We start from the raw sequence: 25,495 nt of genomic DNA on the forward strand, positions 1-25,495 counted from the left end.
ATTTTTCATATTTATTCAACCCGGTTTCCTTCCATATCTATAAAGAAGGTTTCACCATTTAGTTTTACCTTTGCTTTGCCATCTTTATTAAAATAGCGGGCATCATCATATATAAACGGGATAACTTCTTTTCCAGTTTGATCTATAAAGCCGCATTTACCCTCTATACATACTGCCGCCAATCCTGTTTTGGTAAACGACCATGCAGGGTTGTATATACATGGAATCACTTCTTTCCCCGTTTTATCTACATAGCCCCACCAACCATTCAGCCGGACTAATGCCAGTCCTACGGAAAAGGCGTGGGCATAGTCATATATAAACGGTACAACCTTTTCGCCTGTTGCCGCATCCAGAAAGCCCCATTTGCCATTCTCTTCCGTTGGCACTAATTTTTGTATTTTCATCTTCTGAGTATCCTCCCTACAATAGTTCGTTAAACGTTGAATTATCAGTATGCTGAGTAAGTCAGCGGTCAAAGATAAGAAATGTCGTGAGAAGTTTATGCCTGTAACAGAAAAGATTAGCACCACGAATAGAAAAACAGTTGAAAATAAGGACTGAAACACTTGACTTCGCCTTTCTGATGTAGTATATTTGTAGAAGTTTAAGAACAAATATTTATTATAAACCTAAAACTTTAGCAAATGGCAAAACTGATCCTTTCTTTTTCGGAACTTGCCGGAATGTATTTCCCGGGTTGTTCTACCCCAAAGAACGCAGTGCGCTCTTTACAACGGAGCATCAAACGGTGCACTAATTTGACAATTGCTTTATCAGAAACAGGCTACTTGCCGTATAATCACCGATGGCTTACTCCTAAGCAATTCGGGCTAATTCTTGAGAATCTGGGTGACCCGTATCCGGAATAATGACGGGTATTAAAGATGCAAAGGCGGTACTTCCTTACGAGGATTTACCGCCTTTTCTGTTGATATATATTTAGTTTAGGTCTTGTGACTGATTTCTACGCTGTTAATAAACGTCGGGAACATTCTTAAAAAACGTTCCTGTTATTCTTAAAAAACGCTGTTTACGGTTATTAATGGGGTATTTGTAATTGTATCGATTTATCATTTACTTCTTTATCCCCAAAATATGTCTTGCTTTCTCTTCGCTGGAGATGAAATCGAGTGCATCAATTATCTCGTCATAATTCTCCCGATCGGCAATGTTCGGAGCCAGGATTTTCAACACTTTCAGCTTGTCATCATCGAACGTATATATTGACATCATCCGCACGCATTGCTTGCAACTCAGTTTTCTGTTGCCAATGCCATTTTCCAATAATTCCAGTTGGTCGTCCTTGAAGGGCTTGCTTTTCACTTTATTATAAAGTGACTGGAAGTCTCTTTCACTCATCCCCCTTCCAACGGTGACGTGCGGACGGGAAGGAATGTCTCCATTGACTTCTACGGAGGGATAAACAGCTACAGGCGGATTCGTATATTTCTCGTAGGAATCCATATAAGTCAGTCTCCCATCGACAAAACCAAGCTCGATGACCGTTATTCCGGGAGCTCCGGCAATGTTTTTCTCATAGGTCCATCCTTCTACTTCGTGATCGAAACTACGGTGCATCGGCTGCCCCAATATGGATGTAACGTCTTGTTTGGTCATCCCTTTCTGAACTTTCATCAAGGTATTACTGTCAATTCCCAAAATAGTGGCACAGCTACTTATACAGATTGCAAATACCAGTAACGCTAATGTCAGTTTTATTGTTCTCATTGTATATATTGTTTTTAGTTCTTATGTTGGCACAAATATAGGCGGGAAAAAGCATATTATATTATCTTTTTCCCTATTCTTTTTGGAAATTTCCCTATATGAAATTGTTTTTCCCTATAAATTACCTAACTTTGCATTCATAAAATAACTATTTAACTATAACTAGTATGATACTAAACAAACACAAATCTATCTGTATCTCTGTCAGTTTACTATTGTCTTTATTCTGCTCTTGCAGCAAAGAAAAAGAGGAACCGCTACTTCCTGAATCTACCACGGGAAGATTTGAAAATACTCCATTCAAATGGGATTTTGTTCACCCTGCAACAACTGAAGATAACATGTTTATCGGAGATAGAAATATATCTGTAAATAACTTGTATGTGGTAACTCCACCGGCTTTCTATATTGGAGCGGCATACACAGAAAAAGAATTCAAAAGTTCTTTCAGGTCTGAAATAGAAGCATATAAAAAGTCTATAGATGTTATCTTTACATTCACCAAGCCTTTTACTGGTACTCTTGAGAAAGGAAGTGGATCATCGGAATATAGGAAATTACTGGTAGAATCTTTGGACTCGCAAGCGTATAAAGAATATATTGAAAACAAGCATTCTCCCTTTGAAGTCAAACTGGTAGAAATATATTCCTCCACTGATCTCAATAAAGCTTTTCCGAATAATGATGGAATACTTGGCAAGAATTTAACGAAAGCAATGAGTAACGGAAGTAAAATAAGTGATGTGAAAAGTAAATTAGCTGGAGAACTTTCAAGCATTAATTTTACAGCATATATGGATTATCCGGCAAATGGTTTCTTTCAAGATAAAGACAATGATATGAGGCAGGATAATCCGGTGTATGTACGTTCTATCTCTTATGGGAAAGCTGCCTTTTTTGTTATTGAGAGTAAGTATCCGTATAAGGAAGTAGCGGATGCTGTCTTATCAAAACTATCATTGAGTAATGTGGAAAATACGGAAGAAATATTGAAGAATTCAACAATCACTTTATTTACTGTAGCGGATTCCCAACAAACGGCTGAGGTGTATAGAAGTTTTATAGATTTAGATGCTTTTTTGAACACTCCTTTTACTGAATTCTCTTATGGATACCCTATCTTTTGTCAGGGAGCATATGCCAAAAATAACGCGCCTTTCAGAGAAGACTGAATCTGGTATAAATATAGAAGAGCAATAAAATGAATGAAAAGCCATTGGTGGATAAAGAATATTTGCTTGAAAAAATGCCTGGTAAATGCGGTTGGACTTATACGATCATTCCTGAAATTCAACCAGATCCGAATGCTCCGTTCGGTTGGGTAAAAGTACGTGGAAGCATCGACGGCTATGAAATCAAAAGCTATCATTTAATGCCATCCGGAGAAGGTAATTTACTTCTCGCCGTAAAATCTGAAATCCGAAAAAAGATAAAGAAACAAGCAGGCGATTGTGTTTACATCATTTTGTATCCGGACAATGAACCGATAGAATTTCCCGAAGAGTTTTTGTTGTGCTTGCAAGATGACAGCGAAGCTTGGCAATTTTTCAATTCACTCAACAAGAGTGAACAAGAAAAGTATATCAAGTGGATATATTCAGCAAAGACGGAACAGACAAAAGTGAACAGGATAGCGGAAACACTTGTCGGGCTTTCCAAAAGTAAAAAATATGCAGATAGAGAATAAAAATAGAATGAATACAGATTACAATGTTGGTGATTTGATTTATGACGCAAATATTTATGATGGATTGAACACCTTCCTCTCTGATTTACCATTTTACAAAAAGTGGTTACCGAAAAACAAGGATGCCAAAATACTTGAACTTTGCTGCGGCACAGGCAGACTAACACTTCCCATTGCAAAAGATGGATACAATATTTGTGGAGTAGATTACACTTCATCAATGCTTGAACAAGCAAAGGCAAAAGCTTTCGAAGCGGGTTTAGAGATTAACTTCATTGAGGCAGATATCAGAACATTGAACCTACAAGAAAAATTCGACTTTATTTTTATTCCGTTTAATTCAATCCATCATTTATATACAAATGAAGATTTATTTCAAGCATTACAGGCTATCAAAGGTCATCTCAAAGAAAAAGGAATATTGCTGTTAGATTGTTTCAACCCTAATATTCAATACATTGTTGAAAGCGAAAAAGAGCAGAAAGTAATAGCTGAATATGCCACCAGTGACGGAAGGAAAGTATTGATAAAACAAACAATGCGTTATGAAAACGCAACCCAAATTAATCGTATAAAATGGCATTATTTTATAAATGGTAAGTTTCATTCAGTTCAAGATTTGGATATGAGGTTGTTTTTCCCTCAAGAACTGGATTCATATCTGGAATGGGCCGGATTTAATATTATGCACAAGTTTGGAGATTTTAAAGAAGAAACCTTTAGTGATAGCTCTGAAAAACAAATATATGTTTTAGCATTAGCCGGGCTTTCAATATAATAACTCTGAGGCCCAAGTTGTTTTAGTTCATACATAATTTATCTGGCATTCAATTAATATGACAATTTTCTAAATCTACACGCAGCAGCAACGGATTGGAATCATCTTCATCATCCCTCAGTCCATATTTAGCCAATTCATTAGTAGAAAGCAGTGCATAACCTTTATCATTCTTAATTAAAGTAAACTGCGCATTTACAGTTGTCTTTTCATCTAAAGGCATAAAGTATCCATTTTTAGAATGTGTCAGCAATTCTCCGGTTTTTATATCCCAAACGGTGTAATGCCGACCACGTTCCAAAAAGAAATTGTAGAACATTAACTTACCTGCAATAAATGCAGCATCCATCTGGATGTACTTTTGTCCTTCCGAGACAAGGCGGTCTAAAACGCCAATGATTTCATTCGGCATCTTTAGTTTGCCCTTATTAATAACCAAAACAGGAAAAAGCGTATCCTCTTTATTTGTATAAAGCGTATCGTCTACCATAGTATATATATGATTATTAGCCTCTCTAAATCGAGGAGCAATACCGAGATCACCATTCACCAAAGCGGCTTCACGGTCAGGAAGAAAAGACTGCTTTACCTTCCAGTCCTTATCTATGAAGCCAACCAAATGCTGTTTCCAATGTTCTCTTTCGTAAATACCCCAGTAACCGTCGGTGGTCTGGGCCAAATTGGTAAAACTACCTTTGGGATATTCCTTGACAAAGGTTCCGTCCGGCTTATAGGACTTAATATTTTTAAGTGTTGCGATGTAAACGAGTTCATTTTCTTCATCAAAACAGCTGAAATATATATCTGTATATTCTTCGGGGCCATCTCCTTGTCTGTCTATCTTCGAAAGGAATGTTCCGTTATGCGCATCAAAAAAATAGATTTTCTTATCACTTCCCACAACGATGTATTTAGGGGTAACGTCGCAAATAGAGGCAAAACCACCTAACAGGCATTCATCTTTTGTTTCCAATTGGAGAGTCTTAGGATTTTTGAGCAATGCTTTATACTCTTCTGAAGTATAGTTATTCTCAAAGCGTTCACTGCTTCCATCTATATTTATGACTGGAAGTTTGTCATTCGATGCTTTTTCTCCCGAACAAGCAGCAAGAAGTAAAATAGAGCAAGCGAAAGAATAAAAATAAGAGTGTTTCATAGTGCTTTCCTTTTTTATGTGTTATAGATGGTTGCTAAGATATTGAAAAATAGTAGAATGTACAAGATATTAGAACAAAAATAGAGAGTAAGAGAAATAAGAATCTTCAAAGTAAATATCACATCCTTTTCAATATGCTGAATATAAGCCTTTTATTACTTTTCTCAGAAAAACTCCTCTAAAGGCACCAAAAGGGGACAATATATCAAATGCCTCGTTGTACCTTTGCAAAGTCATTGAAACAAATGACAACAGTAAACCTTATTTTTTTAACCATTTAAACTTTAACAATTATGGCTTTAGAGTATGTAGTGACAAAGAGAGTGTTTGGTTTTGACGATTCAAAAACAGAGAAGTATGTAGCCAAATCTGTTCGTTCGGGACAGATGAGTTTTAGCAAAACGTGTGCAAAGGTTAGTCGTCTTTGCGGAGTGCATCGCAAGGTAGTGGACTTGGTAGTCAGTGGCTTAGTCGATATGATGGCGGAAGATATTGATGACGGCAAGAGCGTTCAATTAGGGGAGTTTGGAATTTTTCGTCCTACCATTAAGGCCAAGAGCGAAGATTCTGCTGAAAAGGTTACGGCAAGTAACATCATCCGTAAACGTATTGTATTTACTCCGGGTAAGATTTTCCAACGTACATTGGGAGAGATGAGTGTGACACGTGCCGTTCCGGTAGATACGGATTATACAGATGGAAGCAGTTCTGGTAATGGCGGCAACCAGGGCGGTGGCAGTCAAGGCGGTGAAGGAGGTTTGGAAGATAATCCGTTAGGATAATCTTCCTTCGGAATGAGAAAGCAAAAGTAGCGGAAGTAATTTCGCTACTTTTTTGGGTTTTATACCTATTTATATGGATAATATCTGTTATTTTTGCACATACAATAATCATAAATAGGTATTATAATGGAAACATCAAAAGTATACTACACAGACTTGCGTACCTCTCCTACTTCTAATCTTCTTGACAAGATGGAGCGCTTGGTGAAACGAGCTGGTATTGAAAAACTCCCTTTAAGAGATAGTTTTGTAGCTATCAAAATTCATTTCGGTGAGCCCGGAAATCTTGCTTATCTCCGTCCGAACTATGCAGCGCGCATGGCGAACTTATTGCGTACGTATGGTGCAAAACCTTTCCTAACGGATTGCAACACACTTTACTCTGGTCGCCGTGCCAATGCTGTCGATCATCTGCAAAGTGCAATGGAAAATGGTTATAATCCTATATCTGCGCAATGTCAGGTTATCATCGGAGACGGTCTGAAAGGTACGGACTGCCGGGAAATTCCTTTGAACGGTGAGTATTGTGCTGCGCCCAAAATTGGTACAGCTATTGCTGATGCTGATATTATCATCAGTATGAACCACTTTAAAGGACACGAACAGGCGGGTTTTGGCGGTGCTTTAAAGAACTTGGGTATGGGCTGTGCCAGTGTAGCCGGAAAATTGGAACTGCATTCGGCTTCTCAACCCAAGATTGATACGGAAAACTGCATCGGCTGTAATATTTGTGTAAAACACTGTGCACACGATGCCGTACATCTGAATGCAGGACGTAAAGCAGATATTGACTACGCTAAATGTGTTGGTTGTGGACAATGTGTTGCTCTGTGCCAATATGATGGTGCTGTGATGGGCGATGAGGATACATCCGAACGCTTGAACTACAAGATTGCCGAATATTCACTGGCTGTAGTAAAGGACAAGCCAAACTTTCATATAAGCTTTATCATGAATGTTTCTCCGGAATGTGACTGCTGGAACCATAATGATGCAGCCATTATCCCTGATCTTGGTATTCTGGCTTCTACAGATCCCGTTGCCTTAGACAAAGCATGTGCGGATATGGTCATCCAAGCCCCTATCTTACACACGGAAAACCGCCTCTCTTCCGAGCATGAGCATGATGATTTGTGTGGTCATGATAAATTTCATCTGATGCATCCGAATACTGACTGGTTGGCCGGATTGCGTCATGCAGAAAAGATCGGATTGGGCAATATGCAATATGAATTGGTGAAGATTTAAACCTTTTCAATCCGAAAGAGTCTTAATACAAACATGCCGATACAAAACCAATAGGGATTGAGACAAATCTGTAAATAGAATGGGCACTCATCCCCTACCTTTGTATCTTGAAGAATTATCATAATAATAAATTAAAATCTAATCATTGAATAATGGAAACATCTGCTAAACTCTACTCTTTGTCGTTTGGTAACGTAAAGACTTACTTGTTTGCACTCTTATTTGTTGCAGGAAATATAGCATTGCCACAGCTTTGCCATTTGGTGCCCATGGGGGGCCAAACATTACTGCCTATCTATTTCTTCACGTTGATTGCCGCTTATAAATTCGGCTTCCGTGTAGGATTGCTTACGGCCCTGCTTTCTCCGGTGATTAATCATTTGCTGTTTGGCATGCCTGCTGCTGCAGCACTGCCTGTGTTATTGGTAAAATCAGGCTTATTGGCAGGTACTGCCGCGCTTGCTGCACGATATACCCAAAAAGTATCTTTAATTGCACTACTTGGTGCAATCCTTGTTTATCAAGTGATTGGTACGGCTTTTGAATGGGCTTGGTGCAGTAACTTCTTCCTTGCTGTACAGGATTTCCGCATAGGTGTTCCGGGTATGCTGATTCAGTGGTTCGGCGGTTACGTTGTACTGAAAGCTATTTCCAAACTTTAATAACCAACTACTAATCTCCCATAGAATATGGCAAAAACAATGGAAGAAGTGATGGAACGCTTCCGCACTATTGAATTCCATGATGATTTTGATATGATTGTGGCAATTGCTAATGGCGGCATCGTTCCGGCAGGTATCATCAACCAGCGACTGCAAAAAGAAGTGCATCTGCTGCACATCAATCTGCGGGATGAATATCAGCATCCGAAGTATGATGCTCCCAAGTTGCTTGCTCCGGTTGATTTTGATTTCAAAGACAAAAGCATCTTATTGGTAGATGACCGGATTAAAAGCGGTTCTACCATTCGTTTAGCATGCGAATTACTCAAAGAAGCACGTTTGATAAAAACGTTCGCAGTCAATGGTACGGCAGATTATGCCTTGTTTGACGAGACATGTTTCAAGTTCCCATGGATAGTGTAGAGAATTAATAATTAAAAGTTAATAATTAAAAAGAGCCTATGGACAGAAGGGATTTCTTAAAGACTTTGGCGGTAACGGGTGCAGTGATGACCGTGCAACGTTCTGAAGCAATGGATATATTGGCGCAAAAGCTAACGAATGCGGGTGGAGGAAAGGTTGATTTGGTGGCCGTTATGGGTGGAGAACCGGAAGCTATGTTCCGGCGGGCCATTGCCGAAATGGGTGGTATGAAACAGTTTATTAAGCCGGGACAGAAAGTGGTAGTCAAGCCGAATATCGGTTGGGATAAAGTGCCCGAACTGGCGGGTAATACGAACCCGCAATTGGTTGCGGAAATCGTGAAGCAATGTCTTGCTGCCGGTGCAAAAGAAGTGACAGTTTTCGACCATACTTGTGATGACTGGCAGAAGTGCTACAAGAACAGTGGCATCGAAGCCGCCGCAAAAGCTGCAGGTGCAAAGGTGATGCCAGCCCATCTGGAAAGTTACTATAAAAACGTTTCATTACCTCGAGGTAAGCGCATGAAGAGTGCCAAAGTGCACGAAGCTATCTTAAACAGCGACGTCTGGATTAATGTCCCCATCCTGAAAAATCATGGAGGCGCCAATCTGACCATTTCTATGAAGAACCATATGGGTATTGTCTGGGATCGCGGTTTTTTCCATTCCAATGACTTGCAGCAGTGTATTGCAGATATCTGCACAATGGATAAGAAAGCAGTGCTGAATGTAGTAGACGCATACCGTGTTTTGAAGACGAATGGTCCACGTGGGCGTTCAGCTTCTGACGTAGTACTGACCAAAGGTTTGTTTATCTCACAAGATATTGTAGCTGTGGATACTGCTGCTACTAAATTCTTTAACCAGGTGCGTGAAATGCCTATTGAAAGTGTAGGGCACCTTGCTAACGGGCAGGCATTGAAGATTGGAACTATGGATTTGGACAAATTGAATGTAAAGCGTATCAGACTTTAATTCAAGAGTATAAAAGTACACACATTTATGTTAAGAAAAGCACGTATTCTACTGTCCGTTGTCTTTTTCGGACTGATAACTTTTTATTTTCTGGATTTTGCGGAGATATTGCCGAATGGTTTTCATAGACTGGCGCATATCCAGTTCATACCGGCACTAGTGTCACTAAGCTTTATAACACTGGTGGTACTGATGCTGGTTACATTGCTATTCGGACGCATTTATTGTTCCACAATCTGCCCGATGGGTATATTCCAAGATATAATAACCTGGATTTCCAGGAAAACAGCAAAGAAGAAACGCTTCCGTTATTCACCTGCCAAAAATATACTGCGTTGGGGCATATTGAGTGTGACAGTTGTGGCTTTTCTTTTTAATTTCACTGTAGTTTTAGGCTTGCTTGACCCGTACAGTGCTTTCGGGCGCATGGTGGTTAATGTATTCAAACCTGTGTATATGTTAGGAAACAATTTACTGGAAACTGTTTTTTCCAAATTCGATAACTATACATTTTACCAGGTAGATGCTTCCCTGTTGAGTATCTCTTCATTTGTTATCGGGTTGGTGACATTCTTGCTTATTGGATTTCTAGCATGGAAATATGGACGTACATGGTGTAATACAATATGTCCGGTAGGTACACTACTCGGCTTTTTCAGCCGCTTTTCGCTATTCAAAATACGCATTGATGAAGAAAAATGCAATCATTGCGGACTTTGTGCTACGAAATGTAAGGCATCTTGTATAAATAGCAAGGAACAAGCCATTGACTATAGCCGTTGCGTAGATTGTTTTGATTGTTTGGGAACATGTAACCAGAATGCACTCCGCTATACGATATCTTTCGGAGCCAAAGGACAGACCGCCGCTGATGCTTCTAAACGTCACTTTCTGGTTGCAGGTCTGACAACTGCCGCCGTGGCTCCTAAAGTAATGGCACAGGCGCAGAACGTAGTGGCAGCAGCTTCAGGTATGAAAAGCGATAAACGGACAACCCCTATAATACCACCGGGTTCTGTCAGTCAGGAACACTTTCAGGCGCATTGTACCTCTTGTCATTTATGTGTCAGCAAATGCCCTTCTCATGTATTGAAACCAGCTTTTATGGAGTATGGCTTAGGAGGAATGATGCAGCCGACTGTTTATTTTGAGAAAGGATTCTGTAATTTTGATTGTACTGTGTGTGGAAATGTTTGTCCAAATGGGGCAATTCTGCCTCTAACGAAGGAGCAGAAGCATTTGACGCAAATGGGCAAGGTTGTTTTTATTGAAGAAAACTGTATCGTCTATCGTGATGGCACCAGTTGCGGAGCGTGTTCCGAACATTGTCCTACGCAAGCTCTTTCAATGATACCTTTCAAAGATGGATTGACTATTCCACATGTGGATACAGATATTTGTGTTGGTTGTGGCGGCTGTGAATATATCTGTCCTGCCCGCCCTTTCCGTGCCGTTTATATCGAAGGAAATGCAGTGCAACAAGAGGCTAAACCCTTTATAGATAATCATCAGGAAGAAGTCCAAGTGGATGATTTTGGTTTCTGATTGAATGTTTTCCCGATTCTATCAACGCCTGCTTTCTGCAATACAAATCAGAGGCAGGCGTTACTTTTTCTCTATCTTCGCACATTTTTCTTCCTTTTTACTTTCAACCTACGATAAAATCACTAATTTCGTGCCGAACAAATATATGGTAGATTTTTGACATGGAGGTAACAACAAACAATTGGTTTACGAAAAAATATCCTATTGGTTTTGCTTTGAGTGGTGGTTTCATCAAAGGCTTCGCACATCTGGGAGTGATGCAGGCATTGCTGGAACATGACATCAAACCTAATATCCTTTCGGGTGTAAGTGCAGGCGCCTTGGCCAGCGTGTTCTATGCCGATGGCAATGAGCCACACAAAGTTCTGGACTTTTTTGCCGGGCATAAATTCCAGGATTTAACTAAATTAGTCATTCCGAAAGTAGGACTTTTTGAATTGGGCGAATTTATTGACTTCCTGAAAACAAATCTAAAGGCAAAGACGATGGAAGAGTTACAAATACCTCTCATCATCACTGCTACCGACCTTGATCACGGGCGTATGGTTCATTTCCATAAAGGTGATATTGCCGAACGTGTAGCGGCCTCTTGCTGTATGCCTATACTTTTTTCTCCGGTTAAGATAGAAGGTACGCACTATGTAGACGGAGGTTTGTTCATGAATTTACCGGTTTCTACTATCCGGCGTGTTTGCGATAAGGTGGTAGCGGTAAATGTCAGCCCATTGATGGCAAATAAATACAAAATGAATATTGTAAGTATTGCCATGCGCTCTTATCACTTCATGTTTCGTGCAAATACTTTTCCGGAACGGGAAAAAGCGGATTTATTGATAGAGCCGTATAATTTGGACGGATATAGTAACACTGAGTTGGAGAAGGCTGAAGAAATATTTATGCAAGGATATAATGCTGCCAATACTCTTTTAGATCAATTAAAAGTGGAAAAAGGTTCCATCTGGAAAGAAGAAGTTATTATCAAACCATAAAATAAAAAATAGAATGGGGAAAGAAGAAAAAATAATTATCTATCAAGTGTTTACACGCTTGTTTGGTAACAATCATAATCATTGTATCAACAACGGTAGCATAACCGAAAACGGATGTGGCAAAATGGCGGACTTTACTACCAAAGCACTGACTGAAATAAAGAGACTCGGAGCTACACACATTTGGTACACTGGCATCATAGAGCATGCTACACAAACCGATTATCGCCGCTATAACATCTGTCCCGATCATCCGGCTATTGTGAAAGGGAAAGCAGGTTCTCCATATGCCATCAAAGATTATTATGACGTAGACCCTGACTTGGCCAATGATGTGCCGGAGCGCATGAAAGAGTTTGAGAATCTGGTGCAACGTACGCATCGCAGCGGCTTGAAAGTAATTATAGACTTTGTGCCGAATCATGTAGCCCGTCAGTATCACTCGGATGCACAACCTGATGGAACCTCACAATTAGGAGCAAATGATGATCCCGCTTATGCTTTCAGTCCTTATAATAATTTCTATTACATTCCTCAATCGGAGTTGCACGGTCAGTTTGACATGAAAGGTTCCGCCGCCGAACCTTATAAAGAATGTCCTGCCAAAGCCACGGGAAATAATCGTTTCGATGCATATCCCAATATATCCGATTGGTATGAAACTGTGAAGTTGAACTACGGTGTGGACTATCAGAATGGTGGAACCCGCCATTTTGATCCTATTCCTGATACCTGGACTAAAATGCTGGATATCCTTCTTTTCTGGGCAGACAAAAATATTGATGGTTTCCGCTGTGACATGGCAGAAATGGTTCCGGTAGAGTTCTGGGAATGGGTGGTTCCTCAAGTTAAAGAGAAGCATCCAAATTTGTTATTTATTGCCGAAGTGTATAATCCGGCAGAATATCAGAACTACCTGTTTCGCGGCAAATTCGATTATCTGTATGACAAAGTAGGGTTATATGATACTCTTCGGAATGTGATTTGCGGTTACGACTCAGCCACAGCCATCACCCGTGCATGGCAAAGTCTGAGCGGTATTGAGAAGCGGATGCTAAATTTCCTGGAAAACCATGATGAACAACGCATTGCTTCCGATTTCTTTGCCGGAAATCCACGTAAAGCTATTCCCGGAGTAATTGTTTCGGCTTGTATGAACACCAATCCGATGATGATTTACTTCGGGCAAGAATTTGGAGAACTGGGTATGGATAGTGAGGGCTTTAGCGGTAGAGACGGACGGACTACCATTTTTGACTATTGGAGTGTTGATACTATCCGTCGTTGGCGCAACAGCGGTAAGTTTGACGGCAAGATGTTGACGGAGGACCAGAAGCATATATATAGCATATACCAGCGCATCTTGACACTTTGCAATCAAGAAAAAGCAATTATTGAAGGAGATTTTTTTGATTTGATGTATGCCAATGTAAACGGCTGGCGTTTCAACGAACATAAACAATACGCTTTCCTACGCAAAGCCGGAAACGAACTATTGTTTATTATCGTAAACTTCGATCATATCTCGGTAGATGTGGCAATAAATGTTCCCTCACATGCCTTTGACTTCCTGCAAATACCGCAGATGGATATTTATCCGGCAGTAGATCTGCTGACCGATAAGACGGAAAATATCAGTTTACTGCCATATAAAGCTACAGAAATCTCTGTGGAAGGATGCAGTGGAAAGATTTTAAAAATCAAATTATAATAAAGATCATAATACTACGTAATGTACCGAAAATGTGCCACATTGTTACTGCGTTATATCTTCGGTATATTACGTAGTTTTATGGTTACATCCTCTCTCCTTCCAGTTTGTCCTTTAACCTATATAAACGTTGGATAGCAGGATTGTAAAATTCATCAGGATAATGTGCCCTGATATCACTCAGATTAGCCAGTGCATATTGTTTCACATCCAAAATTTTTTCGGCTTCACTCAGTTGCAACTCCTTGGGTAATTGTGCGTTCTCGGCCCACTTCATTAAGGCGTTCACGCTCTCCTCATCATATTTGTATTCCATATGTTCGTATAATTTTTCTACAAAGATATAAACAAATGATAAAAAGCCCTCTACCTCCTCGAACTTTTTCTGTGGGGCTGTGTTATATAATTGTGTTTTTCATAGTATTAGATATAAGATTAATTAAAGGAGACGTACCCGCTTGTGATAAGTAAGTACATCAAAAACAGAAGCGTCTGTTTGATTGATAAATGTGTAAGGAGCATCGGTTTACCAGAGCCGATGCTTTTTTTGTCCCTCTTTGTAGTATGTTAGGAAAATAATGCGTAAATTTGTCAGATAATAAGGAAAATATAAATATGAACATCCCTGTTATTTTTCACTTCCTGAAAGAAGTGTCCGCTAACAACAACCGTGAGTGGTTCAATGCCCATAAGGACTTATATGATGAAGCCCGTGGTGAATTTGAGAACTTATTATCGGTTATCATTAATCGCATCTCGCTTTTTGATGAAAGCATCCGCGGCGTACAAGCAAAAGATTGCACTTACCGTATTTATCGTGATACGCGCTTTTCGCAGGACAAAACCCCGTATAAGACTCATTTGGGTGGATATATCAACGCCCACGGTAAGAAATCAGACCACTGTGGTTACTATGTTCATATCGAACCGGGTAATTGTTTGTTGGCAGGCGGTAGTTATTGCCTACCTCCGAAGACGTTGAAAGCTATTCGGCAGGCTATCTATGATAATATAGATGAATATCGTGGCATTGTTGAAGCTCCTGCTTTCAAGCAATACTTCCCAGTCATTGGCGATACATTCCTGAAGACGGTTCCGAAAGGTTTCCCGAAAGATTTCGAGTATGCACAATACCTGAAATGCAAGGATTATACCTGCTGTAGTTACCAACCGGATGATTTCTTTTTGGCTTCGGACTTCCCAGACCGGACAGCAGATATCTTCAAGCAAATGAAGCCTTTTGCCGATTTCCTGAATTATACAATAGATGAAATCGAATAAAATCTGAAAATAAATAACTAACTTAAAACATTAAAGCTATGGTAGTAGATAGATTAGAAAATTTAGAAAAATATGCATCGTTGAATCCTTTGTTTGCCCAAGCTATTGATTTCTTACAATCACACGACTTAAACGCAATGGAAGTTGGTAAAACCGAATTGAAAGGTAAAGATTTGGTTGTAAACATAGCTCAAACTACCCCTAAGGCTAAAGAACAGGCCAAACTGGAGACGCACAATGAATTTATCGATATTCAAATACCACTTTCCGGACCGGAAGTAATGGGCTATACTGCAGGAAAAGATTGCGTACCGGCTGACGCTCTTTATAATGCAGAAAAAGATATAACTTTCTTCGAAGGACTGGCTGAAACCTACATCACTGTAAAACCTGGTATGTTTGCCATCTTCTTCCCGCAAGACGGACATGCTCCTGGCATCTCTGCTGACGGGGTGAAGAAAGTCATCGTGAAAGTGAAAGCATAATAACTCCAATCAATCAAAAACTCATCCTTTATGGAAACATTGAACTTGATTAAAAACGACCCATGGCTGGAACCTTACGAAGATGCCATCAACGGCCGTCATCAGCATGCATTAGAGAAAGAAGCTGAACTGACGAACAAAGGGAAACAGACATTGTCTGATTTTGCCTCGGGATATTTATATTTCGGACTACATCGCACAGCCGACGGCTGGATTTTTCGTGAATGGGCACCCAATGCCACGCAAATATTCATAGTTGGTACATTCAATGACTGGAAAGAAGAAGAAAAGTACAGCTTAAAACGAATCACAAATGGTAACTGGGAAATCAAACTTCCTGCGGATGCTATGAAACATGGCGACTTGTACAAACTCATTGTGCATTGGGAAGGTGGTTGTGGAGAACGTATTCCAGCTTGGGCTACCCGCGTGGTACAGGACGAGCAAACCAAGATATTCAGTGCGCAAGTCTGGGCGCCGGAAAAACCGTATAAGGCAAAAAAACGAACTTTCAAGCCTTCTGTTGACCCTCTGTTGATTTATGAGTGTCACATTGGTATGGCTCAAAAAGACGAAAAGGTGGGCACGTACAACGAGTTTCGTGAAAAAACACTTCCGCGCATAGCTAAGGCCGGATACAACTGTATTCAAATCATGGCTATTCAGGAACACCCTTATTATGGAAGTTTCGGCTACCATGTATCCAGTTTTTTTGCAGCTTCTTCCCGATTTGGTACACCGGATGAACTGAAAGAGCTGATTGATACTGCACATGGATTAGGTATTGCAGTAATCATGGATATTGTCCACTCTCATGCTGTAAAAAATGAAGTAGAAGGACTTGGTAACTTTGCCGGTGATCCGAATCAATATTTTTATCCCGGCGCCCGTCGCGAGCATCCGGCGTGGGATTCGCTTTGTTTCGACTATGGAAAGAATGAAGTGATACATTTCCTCTTATCTAACTGTAAATACTGGCTTGAAGAGTATGGCTTTGATGGTTTCCGTTTCGATGGCGTAACTTCTATGCTCTATTATAGTCATGGTCTGGGTGAAGCATTCTGCAATTATGGAGATTATTTCAATGGTCATCAGGATGATAATGCTATTTGTTATCTGACTCTTGCCAATAAATTGATTCATGAAGTTAATGCAAAAGCTTTAACTATTGCTGAAGAAGTATCAGGAATGCCCGGATTAGCAGCCAAAACAGAAGATGGTGGCTATGGTTTTGACTATCGCATGGCGATGAATATCCCTGACTACTGGATTAAGACTATCAAGGAAAAGATTGACGAAGATTGGAAACCGTCCAGCATGTTCTGGGAAGTTACTAATCGCCGCAAAGATGAGAAGACCATCTCTTATGCAGAAAGCCATGACCAAGCGTTAGTGGGCGATAAGACCATTATCTTCCGGCTGATAGATGCTGACATGTATTGGCACATGCAAAAAGGTGATGAAAACTATATTGTAAATCGTGGTATCGCTCTTCACAAAATGATACGTATGTTGACGGCAACCACTATCAACGGTGGCTATCTTAATTTTATGGGCAATGAGTTCGGTCATCCCGAATGGATTGACTTCCCACGTGAAGGTAATGGTTGGTCATGCAAGTACGCTCGTCGCCAGTGGGACTTGGTAGATAACAAGAACCTCACCTACCACTATATGGCAGATTTCGATGCCGATATGCTCAAAATCATTAAGACTGTGAAAGGTTTCCAAGCAACACCTGTTCAGGAAATCTGGCACAATGACGGCGATCAAGTATTGGCATATATGCGTAAGGATTACGTCTTTGTGTTCAACTTCAACCCGAAACAATCTTTCACCGATTACGGCTTCCTGGTTTCTCCCGGAACGTATGAAGTTGTATTGAATACAGATAACCCGGCTTATGGTGGCAATGGTTTTGCTGATGATACAGTGAAGCACTTCACTGTTGCCGATCCGCTATATGAAAAGGAAAAGAAAGAGTGGTTGAAACTTTACATTCCTGCACGTACAGCAGTGATATTGAAGAAAACGAAATAAAAATAGTAGTATAAAGAAAAAAGCCATACCGGAATTTAATTTTTCCGGTATGGCTTTTTCTTTATATTCTTTTCTGATAGATTACTTCAATTGCGTCTCAATCTGTGGCAACAATTTCTTTATATTATCTATCATGCTCTTTTCACGTGGTTTATCAGCGGACAGTAAAGGAAGTGCTTGTTCCAGATAAGTCTTAGAGTCTTGGAAGTTTTTGTTAGCAATTTCTTTTTGTGCGTCATACTTTTCCTTATCCGAATTAGCCAATGGAGCAGCGTTCTTCAAAACCAAAGCTGCTTTATTATAAGAGAGAGTACCTAAACTGTACAAAGCATTTGTATTTTTAGCATCGTCGGCAAGTACTTGCTTGAATGCTTCTTCAGCATCATCCAGTTTATTAGCCTTTTGTGCTTTAATACCAGCATTCAAATAATAATTAGCATGGAGTCTTCTTAGAGTCTTATTTTCCGGAGCTGCCTCTATGCCCTCTTTCAAAGTTGCAAGATAATCAGCATCCTTTTTTAAATCTTTCAATGCGCCGGCTTTACCTACATAAGCGTTTCCCAGATTATACTTCTTTTGAATAGCAATATCAAAATACTTGAGAGCTGCTTCCGGATTTTTGATTTTATCGGCACAAACGCCGCAGTTATAAGCAATTACAGAATCCTGATCGTTTGTCTGCGTCAGGTAAGTACTGAATTTAGTGAATGCTTCCTGGTAGTTTTTAGCTTCGAGAGCTGCTTTTCCTTCATTAATCAGATCTCCAGGGGCTGTAGTTTGTGCAAAAAAGTTCGTTGCTGCACAACAAAGTGCAATGGATAACAATAATTTTTTCATGTGCTTTAATTTTTTAAAAGTTGATATTCCAAAATTAGTGTTCATAGCTATAGGAGCAAAACCTTTTTAACTTTTTTGTAGTTTTTAGAACAGCTGTAACAAGTGTTATTTTACGTAAATCTTCTTTTGTAAACTGAAGCGTAGAATTGATTTGGTTATACAAGCAAAACAAATTTAGGTATATAATCAAATGATAATATTGCTTATAATGAAACGATATTATGCTTTAAAAGAAGATTGCATCGCATAAAGTAATCTTTATGACTATAAAAAAATAAACCGCAAATACTTATTTATTAGCTATTTGCGGTTTATTTATGTGATTCCGTTGCGATTCGAACGCAAGACCCACGCCTTAGAAGGGCGTTGCTCTATCCAGCTGAGCTACGGAACCATCCTTAATTGCGGTGCAAAGGTACGCTTTTTTGCGAAAGTTGCAAAGATTTCACGCATAAAATATTCACAAAATAATTATTTTCATATTCGAACTGATGCTATAATCCTAATGGTAAACCAGTTACATACCACAAAACAAATAACAAAGTCCAAGCCAAGAGTATATACAAAGAATATCTCCATGTATATTTCAATAATGAACCATAAGTAGCCCGCTTGTCATATTGCTGCATATAAGTAAGGATAAGGGGCATGTAGAACATAAAAGGAGTGATTGCATTTGTGGCACTGTCGCCAATGCGGTATGCACATTGTACCATGTCGGGAGAAATGCCCATACCAGCAAAAACCGGAACAAAGATGAAAGACATAAAAGTCCATTTGGCGGTGGCAGAAACCATGATAAGATTAACAAGGGCTGTAAAGAGAATAAATAAGATTAATATCCATAAGCTCCCCAAGCGTATAGACGAAAGCATATCCGCTCCCATAATAGCAATACATTTATCCAAATGAGAGTATTCAAAGCAGGCAAACATCTGGGCAGCAAAGAAAGCGATAACAAAGTAAACGCCCAATAGCTTCATTGGCTGAGTGAGTCCTTCAATCACATCGCCGTCTGTACGATAACGACCGGAAGCAAAACCGTAGACCATGCCCATAAGTCCGATCCCAAAGGAAAGCAAAAACAAAATACCTTCTATAAAAGGAGAACGGATTAAACCTCCATTGACACTACGCAGAATACCCCACGACGAGAACGTGGCAAAAAGGATAGCAGTTGTATAAACTGCTCCGATAGATAGTGCCCCTATCATGGCACGGCGCTCTTTGCGTGAAAGTTGTTTGTAACCGCTAAAACGAATATTACCCGCATACTCTCCCAAAGCTGGAAGCAAATTACGACGGGTTATCTGATAAATAATGAAAGCCAGCAAGAAAGTAGAAACTATCAGGAAATAGTAATTACATAGAGGTCCCGTATTGCCTGATGCTACATTCGCCATATCCGCAGCTTTCTGAGTACTGGCTGCAAGCATGGGATCCAGTGTGCTTAACAACACATTGGCACTATATCCACACGAAACAGAAACATATGCTGTGATGATGCCTCCAACCGGGTGCAAACCGACCGAATGAAATAAAGTTGCAGCAATCGGCAGCAAGATTATATATCCTGCGTCTCCTACCACATTGGAGAGTAAACCCAAGAAGATGACCAGTATCACCATGCGCCACGGATTATGTTTACGTCGTGCCCCACTCCGGATGCAAGCATCAATAAAGCCCGAATGTTGTGCCACACCGATACCAAACATTGCCACAATCACCAATCCCAACGGAGCAAAACCAGTGAAATTGGTAACCACATGACGCAACAACCAACGAATACCTTCCGGACTGAGCAGACTTTGTACCCGTATCTCCTCCCCTGTTTGTGGTTGGAATACGCTCAAGCCATAAATGTCAAATATCCATGAGAGGACAATGACAGTCAGCGTCAACAGGAAGAACATTGTTGCCGGATGTGGCAAACGCCATTTGCTATTCATCATCCGCTTCCAGATTATCTATATCAAGAATACGAAGTTCCAAAGCACGTACCGCCAAACGGGTTGCATTTACCCCTATCCGCTCTCCTTGTGGGAACAAACGGTTTACCAAATCGTTCTGGCGTTTCTCCAAAGACTTCACACCGAAAGGCATACCCTTCAGGTTAGCAATCATATCTTTGGTATATCCCAAGGCCAGATGACGCAAAAAACGTTCGTCATATTCATCGATATCATAACTGATAACAGCTTCCTGACGCTTCGCATCATTCGCAACAGATTGCTTAAAACGGTCTACTATCTTTTCCAGAATAGGATAATTGAATACCAGCTTCTTTCCATCCATCACTGCCTGCACATCTGTTTTTGTAAGCAGTTCACCGGTTTTTAGAATGATACCGTCCGCACCTGCATTCAGCACGTCCACCCAAAGCTTTTCATTCAGAATTTCTCCGGTAAATATCAATACATGTACACCTGGATAACGCTTAAAAATGTTTCGGCAAATATCCACACCGATTGTAGTGGAACCACCTAAGCCTAAATCCAACAAAACGAGATCAGGAATTCCACTTTCTATCAGTGTCCAAAATTCACTTTCGGTCATAGCTGTACCAATCACTTCTGCATTCGGAATTTCATGACGGAAGATTTCTTCCGTTCCTTTCAGTTCCAGCTTAACATCTTCTACAATGATAACTTTGAATTTTTTGTCTTCCATATTTTTATATTTTATTTTCTTCTTGGTATTGTGAAATAAACAGTAAATCCGCCTTTTTCAGCCGGTTCGGCATTGATGCGACAACCGCGTTTTCCTGCAAATTCGTCGTGGTCGCGGATAATCTGTTTGCAGACGAGGTATTCTGTTCCCCGCAATTCTCCTTTCTCTCCCGTTGCCGTCATACGTTCTAGATTGGGGTAGAATAGCTGGTTTAGTTCTTCACGGGTTTTCTCCCTTCGCATATCTGTAAAGAGGAAGCGAATATATTCTCCATCGGCCATTGCCTCTAAAGTTATTTCTCCATTCAGGGATACAGACAAAGCTTCATCTATAAGGTTCTCCAACAAGAAGCGCAGTTGGATGAAATCACCGATTATCTGTTCGTCAACAGCTTTTGTATGGAAAGATACAATAAACGCCTTTCCCTTGTTTGCTTTGCGGAAATATTTCTCAGCCAAAGCAAACAATTCCGGCACAGCGATTATCCCGCGACGGAACGTAACTTCTTCCAACTGACGAGATGCGCATGAGCTCAGTATAGTAAATATACCTTTATAATACTCTATCAATTCACCGATGGCCGATACTATTTCTCTTTCTTCTGCTTCTGCCAACACTCCCGAACGGAGCTTACCAATGAGTTGCTTAATCTTATTGGGATAATAAATCGTCTCGTGCTTAATAGTGGAAAGACAGTTATCCAATACCATGTTCTGGACATGTAGTAGACTATCTTCCCATGACGCCCGATGCGCTTCTTCATGGGCGGCTTCAATATCCCGATACTTCGTTGCCAGTTTCACTACGGCATTGAATACCACAATGGCTATATAGCGCGCTATTAACTCTAATAACAAATGAGCCGTTTCCTGCTCAACGCTTTCCTGGCGTTCAAGATATAACACACCGATACAGCGTGAATCTCCTGCGGCATCCACCACCAAAGGCAAAGCTTCAAATCCCGGAGCGGATAACTGTGTATGTTGTTCAAAGCAATGCTGAACGACTTCTTTCCAGACTTCATCCCCCGTTGCAAGTCCGTTTTCGCCGATTACTGACGTTATTTTTTCAGCTACAGAGTTGGATGCATATTCCAATTGGTGTGTTGCTTCATTATAGACGGCAATTCCCAATCTATCAATAGTCAGCAATTCATTTACCGCATCGAAAGCGTCGTCAACAATGCGTTGTGGAATGGCTTTCAGCATATTCTCTTCTTGCTGCAGGGCTTCTTCTGTCTCGGAAACCTGTGTCAAGGAAGCAGAAAATATCTGTCTGTTTATCTCTAGAACCTGTTCCAGATTCCAACGATTCACAAGGCGTTTACGTATATATAAGATGTAATACCCGAGCAATAAAATCGCTATCAGTCCGACAAAAAGGATGACGCCCACCATCTTATTATTAGTAGAGCGCTCCAACTGACGGCAATATTCCTCCAGCGACTGGTCTTCGCCCAGCAACTTATACAAAGTTGTATAAGCGGCATTATTATAACTGTATGCATCCCATTGCTTCAATGCAAGAAATGCAACGGCAGCTTCATTCCGAATGTCCAATATGACATGAAAATCCGAATTGAACAGATTATTCCACCAGAATAACTCACCAGGCTCCCCTTCTCCTGTCAAGGTCATATAACGCCGTGGGTTACGGGCATATTTCTTGTAATGGGCATTCAGACAATCTATGGCAGAATCCGCATATTCCAATGTTAGTTCAAAGTCGCCTGCAACATTGCTGTAGTAGGCATCATTGGCATATTCAGAAGCTTCATTCAATAAAATTTCATACTCACTTTCCGTAGCCAACGATAGGGAATCTTGTGCAGTCTGCGCATACACCTCATCCGGTTGCATTATTACTTCCTCTACAGATTTATGACACGAACCCATACTCAAAGAAAAGAATATGCATAAAAAAGACATCAGAGTTTTACGCACACTTGCCGGTAGGCGAAAATAGAAACGGCTACCTTTTCCCAATGTGCTTTCCACATTGAATAGGCATACTCTGAATACCTCATTCGTTTTTCTGTATTTCTCAATAATACCTTTGCAATTCATTAAGCCGAAACCGCTTCCTTTATTTTTCCGCAATTCCTCCCGGTCGGTAGCATCGAGCATGCCAATTTCTTGTGAGTTATATAATTTTTCTCCTATAATGCGTGTCACATCCTCTTCCGAAAGACCATAACCATTATCTTCCACCGAAATTTCCACATATTCTTCCGTTGAACGGGCATACACTTTTACGCTTCCTCCTTTCGGAGTATATTTACGGGCATTTTCTGCAAGCGTATTTATCATGAATAACGTCAATGCCTTATCTGCTTTCACATAAGCATCCGTCGGAGTGACTTCCAGGCGTTGCTGTTTCATCTCGAAAGCACGGCTACCTTTCCTTATCAGGTCAAAAAGTTCATTCAACCCAAATGTCTCTATATTCAGGCTCAGGCTACCCTGCTTCATTTTAATCCACAAAGCCAGAATATCATTGTACTCATTGATAGTTGTCACCAGCTCATCCATGTACTGATACTTTTCAGCCTTGATGCGTTCGTCATGGATGAAACCTTTTTCCATGAGCTTGTGTTCTTCATTGATAATCCGGTCTATATATGGATGGATACCATTCACTATAGCCATGCAGGCTTTTTTTATCAGATTCTGACGTTTGTTTCCCGCTATATGTTGTTCGTAGACATAACGTTCTTTTTCTAAACGGCGGCGTTCATCACCCAGCGAAATGGACGTCATGCCATTATCGAGTGCCCATGTGATATACGGAGTAATCACATGCACCATAGCCCGTTCGTCTTTTGCGAGCCGTTTGGGCAGGATGAGCTGTCCGTCTTCTATCCGAATATCTTTTATTCCGAAGAGTTCTCCTATATCCGTCTGAACGGCGGATAGAATAGCATCCACTATTTCCTCTTCTGTTTGTGCATCTGTAGGAATGGATGCAGTTATTTTCTGGCAAATATCCAACATCTGTTTCAAACGGTGTAAGTGGATACGGTTACGTTCTTTAGAACGTTTATTAAATATCCAGAAGAATAAAACTACCAGAATAAAACCGACGATTACAAAGAAAAGCAGAATATTGAGTTGCCGCGCTTCACTCTCCAAAGCCAGGTAACGGCTCTCCAGTTCTTTGTCTTGGCGGGTATCTTCCAGAATATCCAGATAGATATTTCTGTTATAGTCAGAATGTTGCTTCATCTCCAATCCGGCATATGTTACGCTCAGTTGTTCACGAATACGTGAAATCCATTCGGGAACAGTTTTCAATTCACGCTGTATCCATGCTTTTTCAGAAGAGATGGTATCGCGGACATCAAAGGTTTTTAGCCAGTCCAGGCTATCGTGACAATCATAAAAACGGCGATGATGGTTGTTCACACATTCCAGAGCAAGTGTCAGCGTATCCAGCGCCTCTGTGTAGTTGCCATGTGCATTCAGATACTTACCGATTGAAACATACGCTCCGGCAATTTGATATAAATCATTGTATTGCCTGAACTTCTTAAGAGCCAGTTGGCCTAAACGCATAGGTAATAAAGAATCGACCGGCACTTCAAACTGTTTCAATGCATGAGAACGCCGGGTCTGGAAAAACTCATAATTATCCGGTGATGCCATCAGGTTAGCAAGCCCCTGAACCCCGTTTCCTTCAAAATACAAGTATCCACCACGGGAAGCCAGCTTCCAAGCCGTATACAATTCATCAAACTCACGCAAGCGACGTTCATCGGCTGTTTCACCATCACACAATGCTGCCGAACCTTTTATATAATGATAATATAACAATTGATTGGTATCTGCAGCCAGTTCTTCCTGTGGATATATTTCGTTGATGGAAGCAACTGCTTCCGGACGCTGTTGCAAATAGTAATAATAGACTGCAGAAACGATGTAAAATTCCGAATGTGCATAGTTCAGCCGTAGTTGCTCATGTTTATCTACGAAAAGGTTATTGTCTTCGTCAATTCGTTTCATACGGCGGAGTGCACTATTCCGGTAGTCATAAAACTCCTTGTTCATAGCAGTTCGCTGATAGATTTTCATTAATCCGATGTCAGCGATTAATAATTCCAGTTCGTTTTTGGTTAAACCATACACTTCGTTATGAAACTTCTCCGCTTTTTCGAAATCCATACGCATAAATGCACAAAAACCTAAATTATTGGAGGCTTCTGCTTTGCCCTGACGATAGAGGTTTACGTTTTCGTATGCTTGTGTGGCAGCATGACAGGAAGAATCCAAATCTTTATAGCGGTATGAATAGGCCACCTGATTGAGCGAATCAATAAGGCGCACTTCTTTGGTGGGGGCAGTGCCCACACAAGAAACCATTGCCATGCAGGAAAGCAGCAAACTTGCTGATAGTATAAGGGAAAACCGTTTCACTTAGCAAAGCTACAAATAAATCCGGGAAAGAAAAAAGATTTTTCTACAATAAGTCTTGTATAATGTAGCAGGAAATTCATAACT

The 25,495-nt window shown here is 40.5% G+C and carries 23 protein-coding genes and 1 tRNA gene; 15 read left to right on the top strand and 9 right to left on the bottom strand.

Annotated features, from left to right (window positions below; translation table 11 throughout):
• Positions 1–11 precede the first annotated feature (11 nt).
• Complete coding sequence (locus tag HMPREF9447_RS01575; protein ID WP_044137317.1) at positions 12–407, bottom strand: WG repeat-containing protein; 396 nt, start codon at positions 405–407, stop codon at positions 12–14.
• Between the two features lie 240 nt (positions 408–647).
• Here HMPREF9447_RS01575 and HMPREF9447_RS01580 point away from each other — a divergent pair, with 240 nt between their 5' ends.
• A complete protein-coding gene (locus tag HMPREF9447_RS01580; protein ID WP_009127456.1) occupies positions 648–872 on the top strand; it encodes a DUF4248 domain-containing protein in 225 nt (74 codons plus the stop codon).
• Positions 873–1,077: 205 nt separating this feature from the next.
• Here the strand turns inward: HMPREF9447_RS01580 and HMPREF9447_RS01585 are convergent, their stop codons facing one another.
• The gene (locus HMPREF9447_RS01585; protein ID WP_009127457.1) at positions 1,078–1,731 is read right to left on the bottom strand and encodes a DUF4476 domain-containing protein; all 654 of its coding nucleotides are present in this window, start codon (positions 1,729–1,731) and stop codon (positions 1,078–1,080) included.
• A 167-nt stretch (positions 1,732–1,898) separates the two neighbouring features.
• On the opposite strand from HMPREF9447_RS01585, the gene HMPREF9447_RS01590 reads away from it, so the two are divergent.
• The 3 genes from HMPREF9447_RS01590 to HMPREF9447_RS01600 are packed head-to-tail and all read left to right on the top strand — an operon-like array spanning position 1,899 to position 4,196.
• Complete coding sequence (locus HMPREF9447_RS01590; RefSeq protein WP_009127459.1) at positions 1,899–2,903, top strand: hypothetical protein; 1,005 nt, start codon at positions 1,899–1,901, stop codon at positions 2,901–2,903.
• Positions 2,904–2,932: 29 nt separating this feature from the next.
• Positions 2,933–3,418, top strand: a complete 486-nt coding sequence (locus tag HMPREF9447_RS01595; RefSeq protein ID WP_009127460.1) for a YdeI/OmpD-associated family protein — start codon at positions 2,933–2,935, stop codon at positions 3,416–3,418.
• Between the two features lie 7 nt (positions 3,419–3,425).
• Positions 3,426–4,196 (top strand): class I SAM-dependent methyltransferase, encoded by a 771-nt coding sequence (locus tag HMPREF9447_RS01600; protein ID WP_009127461.1) that lies wholly within the window; start codon positions 3,426–3,428, stop codon positions 4,194–4,196.
• A 49-nt stretch (positions 4,197–4,245) separates the two neighbouring features.
• On the opposite strand, the gene HMPREF9447_RS01605 is transcribed toward HMPREF9447_RS01600, so the two are convergent.
• Positions 4,246–5,352 carry a 6-bladed beta-propeller gene (locus HMPREF9447_RS01605; protein WP_009127462.1) on the bottom strand — a complete coding sequence of 369 codons (1,107 nt, stop codon included), beginning with the start codon at positions 5,350–5,352 and terminating at the stop codon, positions 4,246–4,248.
• 293 nt (positions 5,353–5,645) lie between these two features.
• Between HMPREF9447_RS01605 and HMPREF9447_RS01610 the strand changes: the two genes are divergently transcribed.
• From HMPREF9447_RS01610 to HMPREF9447_RS01645, 8 genes are all read left to right on the top strand, one after another.
• A complete protein-coding gene (locus HMPREF9447_RS01610) occupies positions 5,646–6,134 on the top strand; it encodes an HU family DNA-binding protein (protein ID WP_009127463.1) in 489 nt (162 codons plus the stop codon).
• Positions 6,135–6,260: 126 nt separating this feature from the next.
• Complete coding sequence (locus tag HMPREF9447_RS01615) at positions 6,261–7,382, top strand: DUF362 domain-containing protein (RefSeq protein ID WP_009127464.1); 1,122 nt, start codon at positions 6,261–6,263, stop codon at positions 7,380–7,382.
• 152 nt (positions 7,383–7,534) lie between these two features.
• A complete protein-coding gene (locus tag HMPREF9447_RS01620; protein ID WP_009127465.1) occupies positions 7,535–8,044 on the top strand; it encodes a hypothetical protein in 510 nt (169 codons plus the stop codon).
• 27 nt (positions 8,045–8,071) lie between these two features.
• A complete protein-coding gene (locus HMPREF9447_RS01625) occupies positions 8,072–8,467 on the top strand; it encodes a phosphoribosyltransferase (protein WP_009127466.1) in 396 nt (131 codons plus the stop codon).
• A 38-nt stretch (positions 8,468–8,505) separates the two neighbouring features.
• The gene (locus tag HMPREF9447_RS01630; protein WP_009127467.1) at positions 8,506–9,441 is read left to right on the top strand and encodes a DUF362 domain-containing protein; all 936 of its coding nucleotides are present in this window, start codon (positions 8,506–8,508) and stop codon (positions 9,439–9,441) included.
• A 27-nt stretch (positions 9,442–9,468) separates the two neighbouring features.
• Positions 9,469–10,986 carry a 4Fe-4S dicluster domain-containing protein gene (locus HMPREF9447_RS01635; RefSeq protein WP_009127468.1) on the top strand — a complete coding sequence of 506 codons (1,518 nt, stop codon included), beginning with the start codon at positions 9,469–9,471 and terminating at the stop codon, positions 10,984–10,986.
• Between the two features lie 161 nt (positions 10,987–11,147).
• Complete coding sequence (locus HMPREF9447_RS01640) at positions 11,148–11,975, top strand: patatin-like phospholipase family protein (protein ID WP_009127469.1); 828 nt, start codon at positions 11,148–11,150, stop codon at positions 11,973–11,975.
• Positions 11,976–11,988: 13 nt separating this feature from the next.
• The gene (locus HMPREF9447_RS01645) at positions 11,989–13,686 is read left to right on the top strand and encodes an alpha-amylase family protein (protein WP_009127470.1); all 1,698 of its coding nucleotides are present in this window, start codon (positions 11,989–11,991) and stop codon (positions 13,684–13,686) included.
• A gap of 85 nt (positions 13,687–13,771) precedes the next feature.
• Here HMPREF9447_RS01645 and HMPREF9447_RS01650 read toward each other — a convergent pair whose 3' ends face one another.
• Entirely contained in the window at positions 13,772–14,002 is a 231-nt protein-coding gene (locus HMPREF9447_RS01650; RefSeq protein ID WP_009127471.1) for a DUF6965 family protein, read from the bottom strand.
• 299 nt (positions 14,003–14,301) lie between these two features.
• Between HMPREF9447_RS01650 and HMPREF9447_RS01655 the strand changes: the two genes are divergently transcribed.
• From HMPREF9447_RS01655 to HMPREF9447_RS01665, 3 genes are read left to right on the top strand one after another with little or no spacing between them, the layout of a single operon-like run.
• The gene (locus HMPREF9447_RS01655) at positions 14,302–14,967 is read left to right on the top strand and encodes a DUF2461 domain-containing protein (protein ID WP_009127472.1); all 666 of its coding nucleotides are present in this window, start codon (positions 14,302–14,304) and stop codon (positions 14,965–14,967) included.
• A 38-nt stretch (positions 14,968–15,005) separates the two neighbouring features.
• Complete coding sequence (locus tag HMPREF9447_RS01660) at positions 15,006–15,452, top strand: YhcH/YjgK/YiaL family protein (RefSeq protein WP_009127473.1); 447 nt, start codon at positions 15,006–15,008, stop codon at positions 15,450–15,452.
• Between the two features lie 30 nt (positions 15,453–15,482).
• Positions 15,483–17,492 (top strand): alpha amylase C-terminal domain-containing protein, encoded by a 2,010-nt coding sequence (locus HMPREF9447_RS01665; RefSeq protein ID WP_009127474.1) that lies wholly within the window; start codon positions 15,483–15,485, stop codon positions 17,490–17,492.
• Positions 17,493–17,573: 81 nt separating this feature from the next.
• On the opposite strand, the gene HMPREF9447_RS01670 is transcribed toward HMPREF9447_RS01665, so the two are convergent.
• The 5 genes from HMPREF9447_RS01670 to HMPREF9447_RS01690 form a co-directional block, all read right to left on the bottom strand.
• Entirely contained in the window at positions 17,574–18,329 is a 756-nt protein-coding gene (locus HMPREF9447_RS01670) for a tetratricopeptide repeat protein (RefSeq protein WP_009127475.1), read from the bottom strand.
• 320 nt (positions 18,330–18,649) lie between these two features.
• Positions 18,650–18,723: transfer RNA gene (locus HMPREF9447_RS01675), tRNA-Arg, on the bottom strand.
• A 100-nt stretch (positions 18,724–18,823) separates the two neighbouring features.
• On the bottom strand, positions 18,824–20,278 hold the full coding sequence (locus HMPREF9447_RS01680) for an AbgT family transporter (RefSeq protein WP_085938310.1): 1,455 nt from the start codon (positions 20,276–20,278) through the stop codon (positions 18,824–18,826).
• Positions 20,271–20,999: a DUF5932 domain-containing protein gene (locus tag HMPREF9447_RS01685; RefSeq protein WP_009127477.1), complete on the bottom strand. Its 729-nt coding sequence runs from the start codon at positions 20,997–20,999 to the stop codon at positions 20,271–20,273. Before HMPREF9447_RS01685 ends, HMPREF9447_RS01680 begins: the two co-directional genes overlap by 8 nt.
• 11 nt (positions 21,000–21,010) lie before the next feature.
• A complete protein-coding gene (locus HMPREF9447_RS01690; RefSeq protein WP_009127478.1) occupies positions 21,011–25,363 on the bottom strand; it encodes an ATP-binding protein in 4,353 nt (1,450 codons plus the stop codon).
• Positions 25,364–25,495: the final 132 nt, after the last annotated feature.

It is taken from the genome of Bacteroides oleiciplenus YIT 12058, from assembly GCF_000315485.1.
Taxonomy (GTDB): domain Bacteria; phylum Bacteroidota; class Bacteroidia; order Bacteroidales; family Bacteroidaceae; genus Bacteroides; species Bacteroides oleiciplenus.

Excerpts from the sequence above, each read along its gene's own strand:
- HMPREF9447_RS01575 (WP_044137317.1), bottom strand. The coding sequence starts at position 407 with ATGAAAATACAAAAATTAGTGCCAACGGAAGAGAATGGCAAATGGGGC.
- HMPREF9447_RS01580 (WP_009127456.1), top strand. The coding sequence starts at position 648 with ATGGCAAAACTGATCCTTTCTTTTTCGGAACTTGCCGGAATGTATTTC.
- HMPREF9447_RS01585 (WP_009127457.1), bottom strand. The coding sequence starts at position 1,731 with ATGAGAACAATAAAACTGACATTAGCGTTACTGGTATTTGCAATCTGT.
- HMPREF9447_RS01590 (WP_009127459.1), top strand. The coding sequence starts at position 1,899 with ATGATACTAAACAAACACAAATCTATCTGTATCTCTGTCAGTTTACTA.
- HMPREF9447_RS01595 (WP_009127460.1), top strand. The coding sequence starts at position 2,933 with ATGAATGAAAAGCCATTGGTGGATAAAGAATATTTGCTTGAAAAAATG.
- HMPREF9447_RS01600 (WP_009127461.1), top strand. The coding sequence starts at position 3,426 with ATGAATACAGATTACAATGTTGGTGATTTGATTTATGACGCAAATATT.
- HMPREF9447_RS01605 (WP_009127462.1), bottom strand. The coding sequence starts at position 5,352 with ATGAAACACTCTTATTTTTATTCTTTCGCTTGCTCTATTTTACTTCTT.
- HMPREF9447_RS01610 (WP_009127463.1), top strand. The coding sequence starts at position 5,646 with ATGGCTTTAGAGTATGTAGTGACAAAGAGAGTGTTTGGTTTTGACGAT.
- HMPREF9447_RS01615 (WP_009127464.1), top strand. The coding sequence starts at position 6,261 with ATGGAAACATCAAAAGTATACTACACAGACTTGCGTACCTCTCCTACT.
- HMPREF9447_RS01620 (WP_009127465.1), top strand. The coding sequence starts at position 7,535 with ATGGAAACATCTGCTAAACTCTACTCTTTGTCGTTTGGTAACGTAAAG.
- HMPREF9447_RS01625 (WP_009127466.1), top strand. The coding sequence starts at position 8,072 with ATGGCAAAAACAATGGAAGAAGTGATGGAACGCTTCCGCACTATTGAA.
- HMPREF9447_RS01630 (WP_009127467.1), top strand. The coding sequence starts at position 8,506 with ATGGACAGAAGGGATTTCTTAAAGACTTTGGCGGTAACGGGTGCAGTG.
- HMPREF9447_RS01635 (WP_009127468.1), top strand. The coding sequence starts at position 9,469 with ATGTTAAGAAAAGCACGTATTCTACTGTCCGTTGTCTTTTTCGGACTG.
- HMPREF9447_RS01640 (WP_009127469.1), top strand. The coding sequence starts at position 11,148 with ATGGAGGTAACAACAAACAATTGGTTTACGAAAAAATATCCTATTGGT.
- HMPREF9447_RS01645 (WP_009127470.1), top strand. The coding sequence starts at position 11,989 with ATGGGGAAAGAAGAAAAAATAATTATCTATCAAGTGTTTACACGCTTG.
- HMPREF9447_RS01650 (WP_009127471.1), bottom strand. The coding sequence starts at position 14,002 with ATGGAATACAAATATGATGAGGAGAGCGTGAACGCCTTAATGAAGTGG.
- HMPREF9447_RS01655 (WP_009127472.1), top strand. The coding sequence starts at position 14,302 with ATGAACATCCCTGTTATTTTTCACTTCCTGAAAGAAGTGTCCGCTAAC.
- HMPREF9447_RS01660 (WP_009127473.1), top strand. The coding sequence starts at position 15,006 with ATGGTAGTAGATAGATTAGAAAATTTAGAAAAATATGCATCGTTGAAT.
- HMPREF9447_RS01665 (WP_009127474.1), top strand. The coding sequence starts at position 15,483 with ATGGAAACATTGAACTTGATTAAAAACGACCCATGGCTGGAACCTTAC.
- HMPREF9447_RS01670 (WP_009127475.1), bottom strand. The coding sequence starts at position 18,329 with ATGAAAAAATTATTGTTATCCATTGCACTTTGTTGTGCAGCAACGAAC.
- HMPREF9447_RS01680 (WP_085938310.1), bottom strand. The coding sequence starts at position 20,278 with ATGAATAGCAAATGGCGTTTGCCACATCCGGCAACAATGTTCTTCCTG.
- HMPREF9447_RS01685 (WP_009127477.1), bottom strand. The coding sequence starts at position 20,999 with ATGGAAGACAAAAAATTCAAAGTTATCATTGTAGAAGATGTTAAGCTG.
- HMPREF9447_RS01690 (WP_009127478.1), bottom strand. The coding sequence starts at position 25,363 with ATGGCAATGGTTTCTTGTGTGGGCACTGCCCCCACCAAAGAAGTGCGC.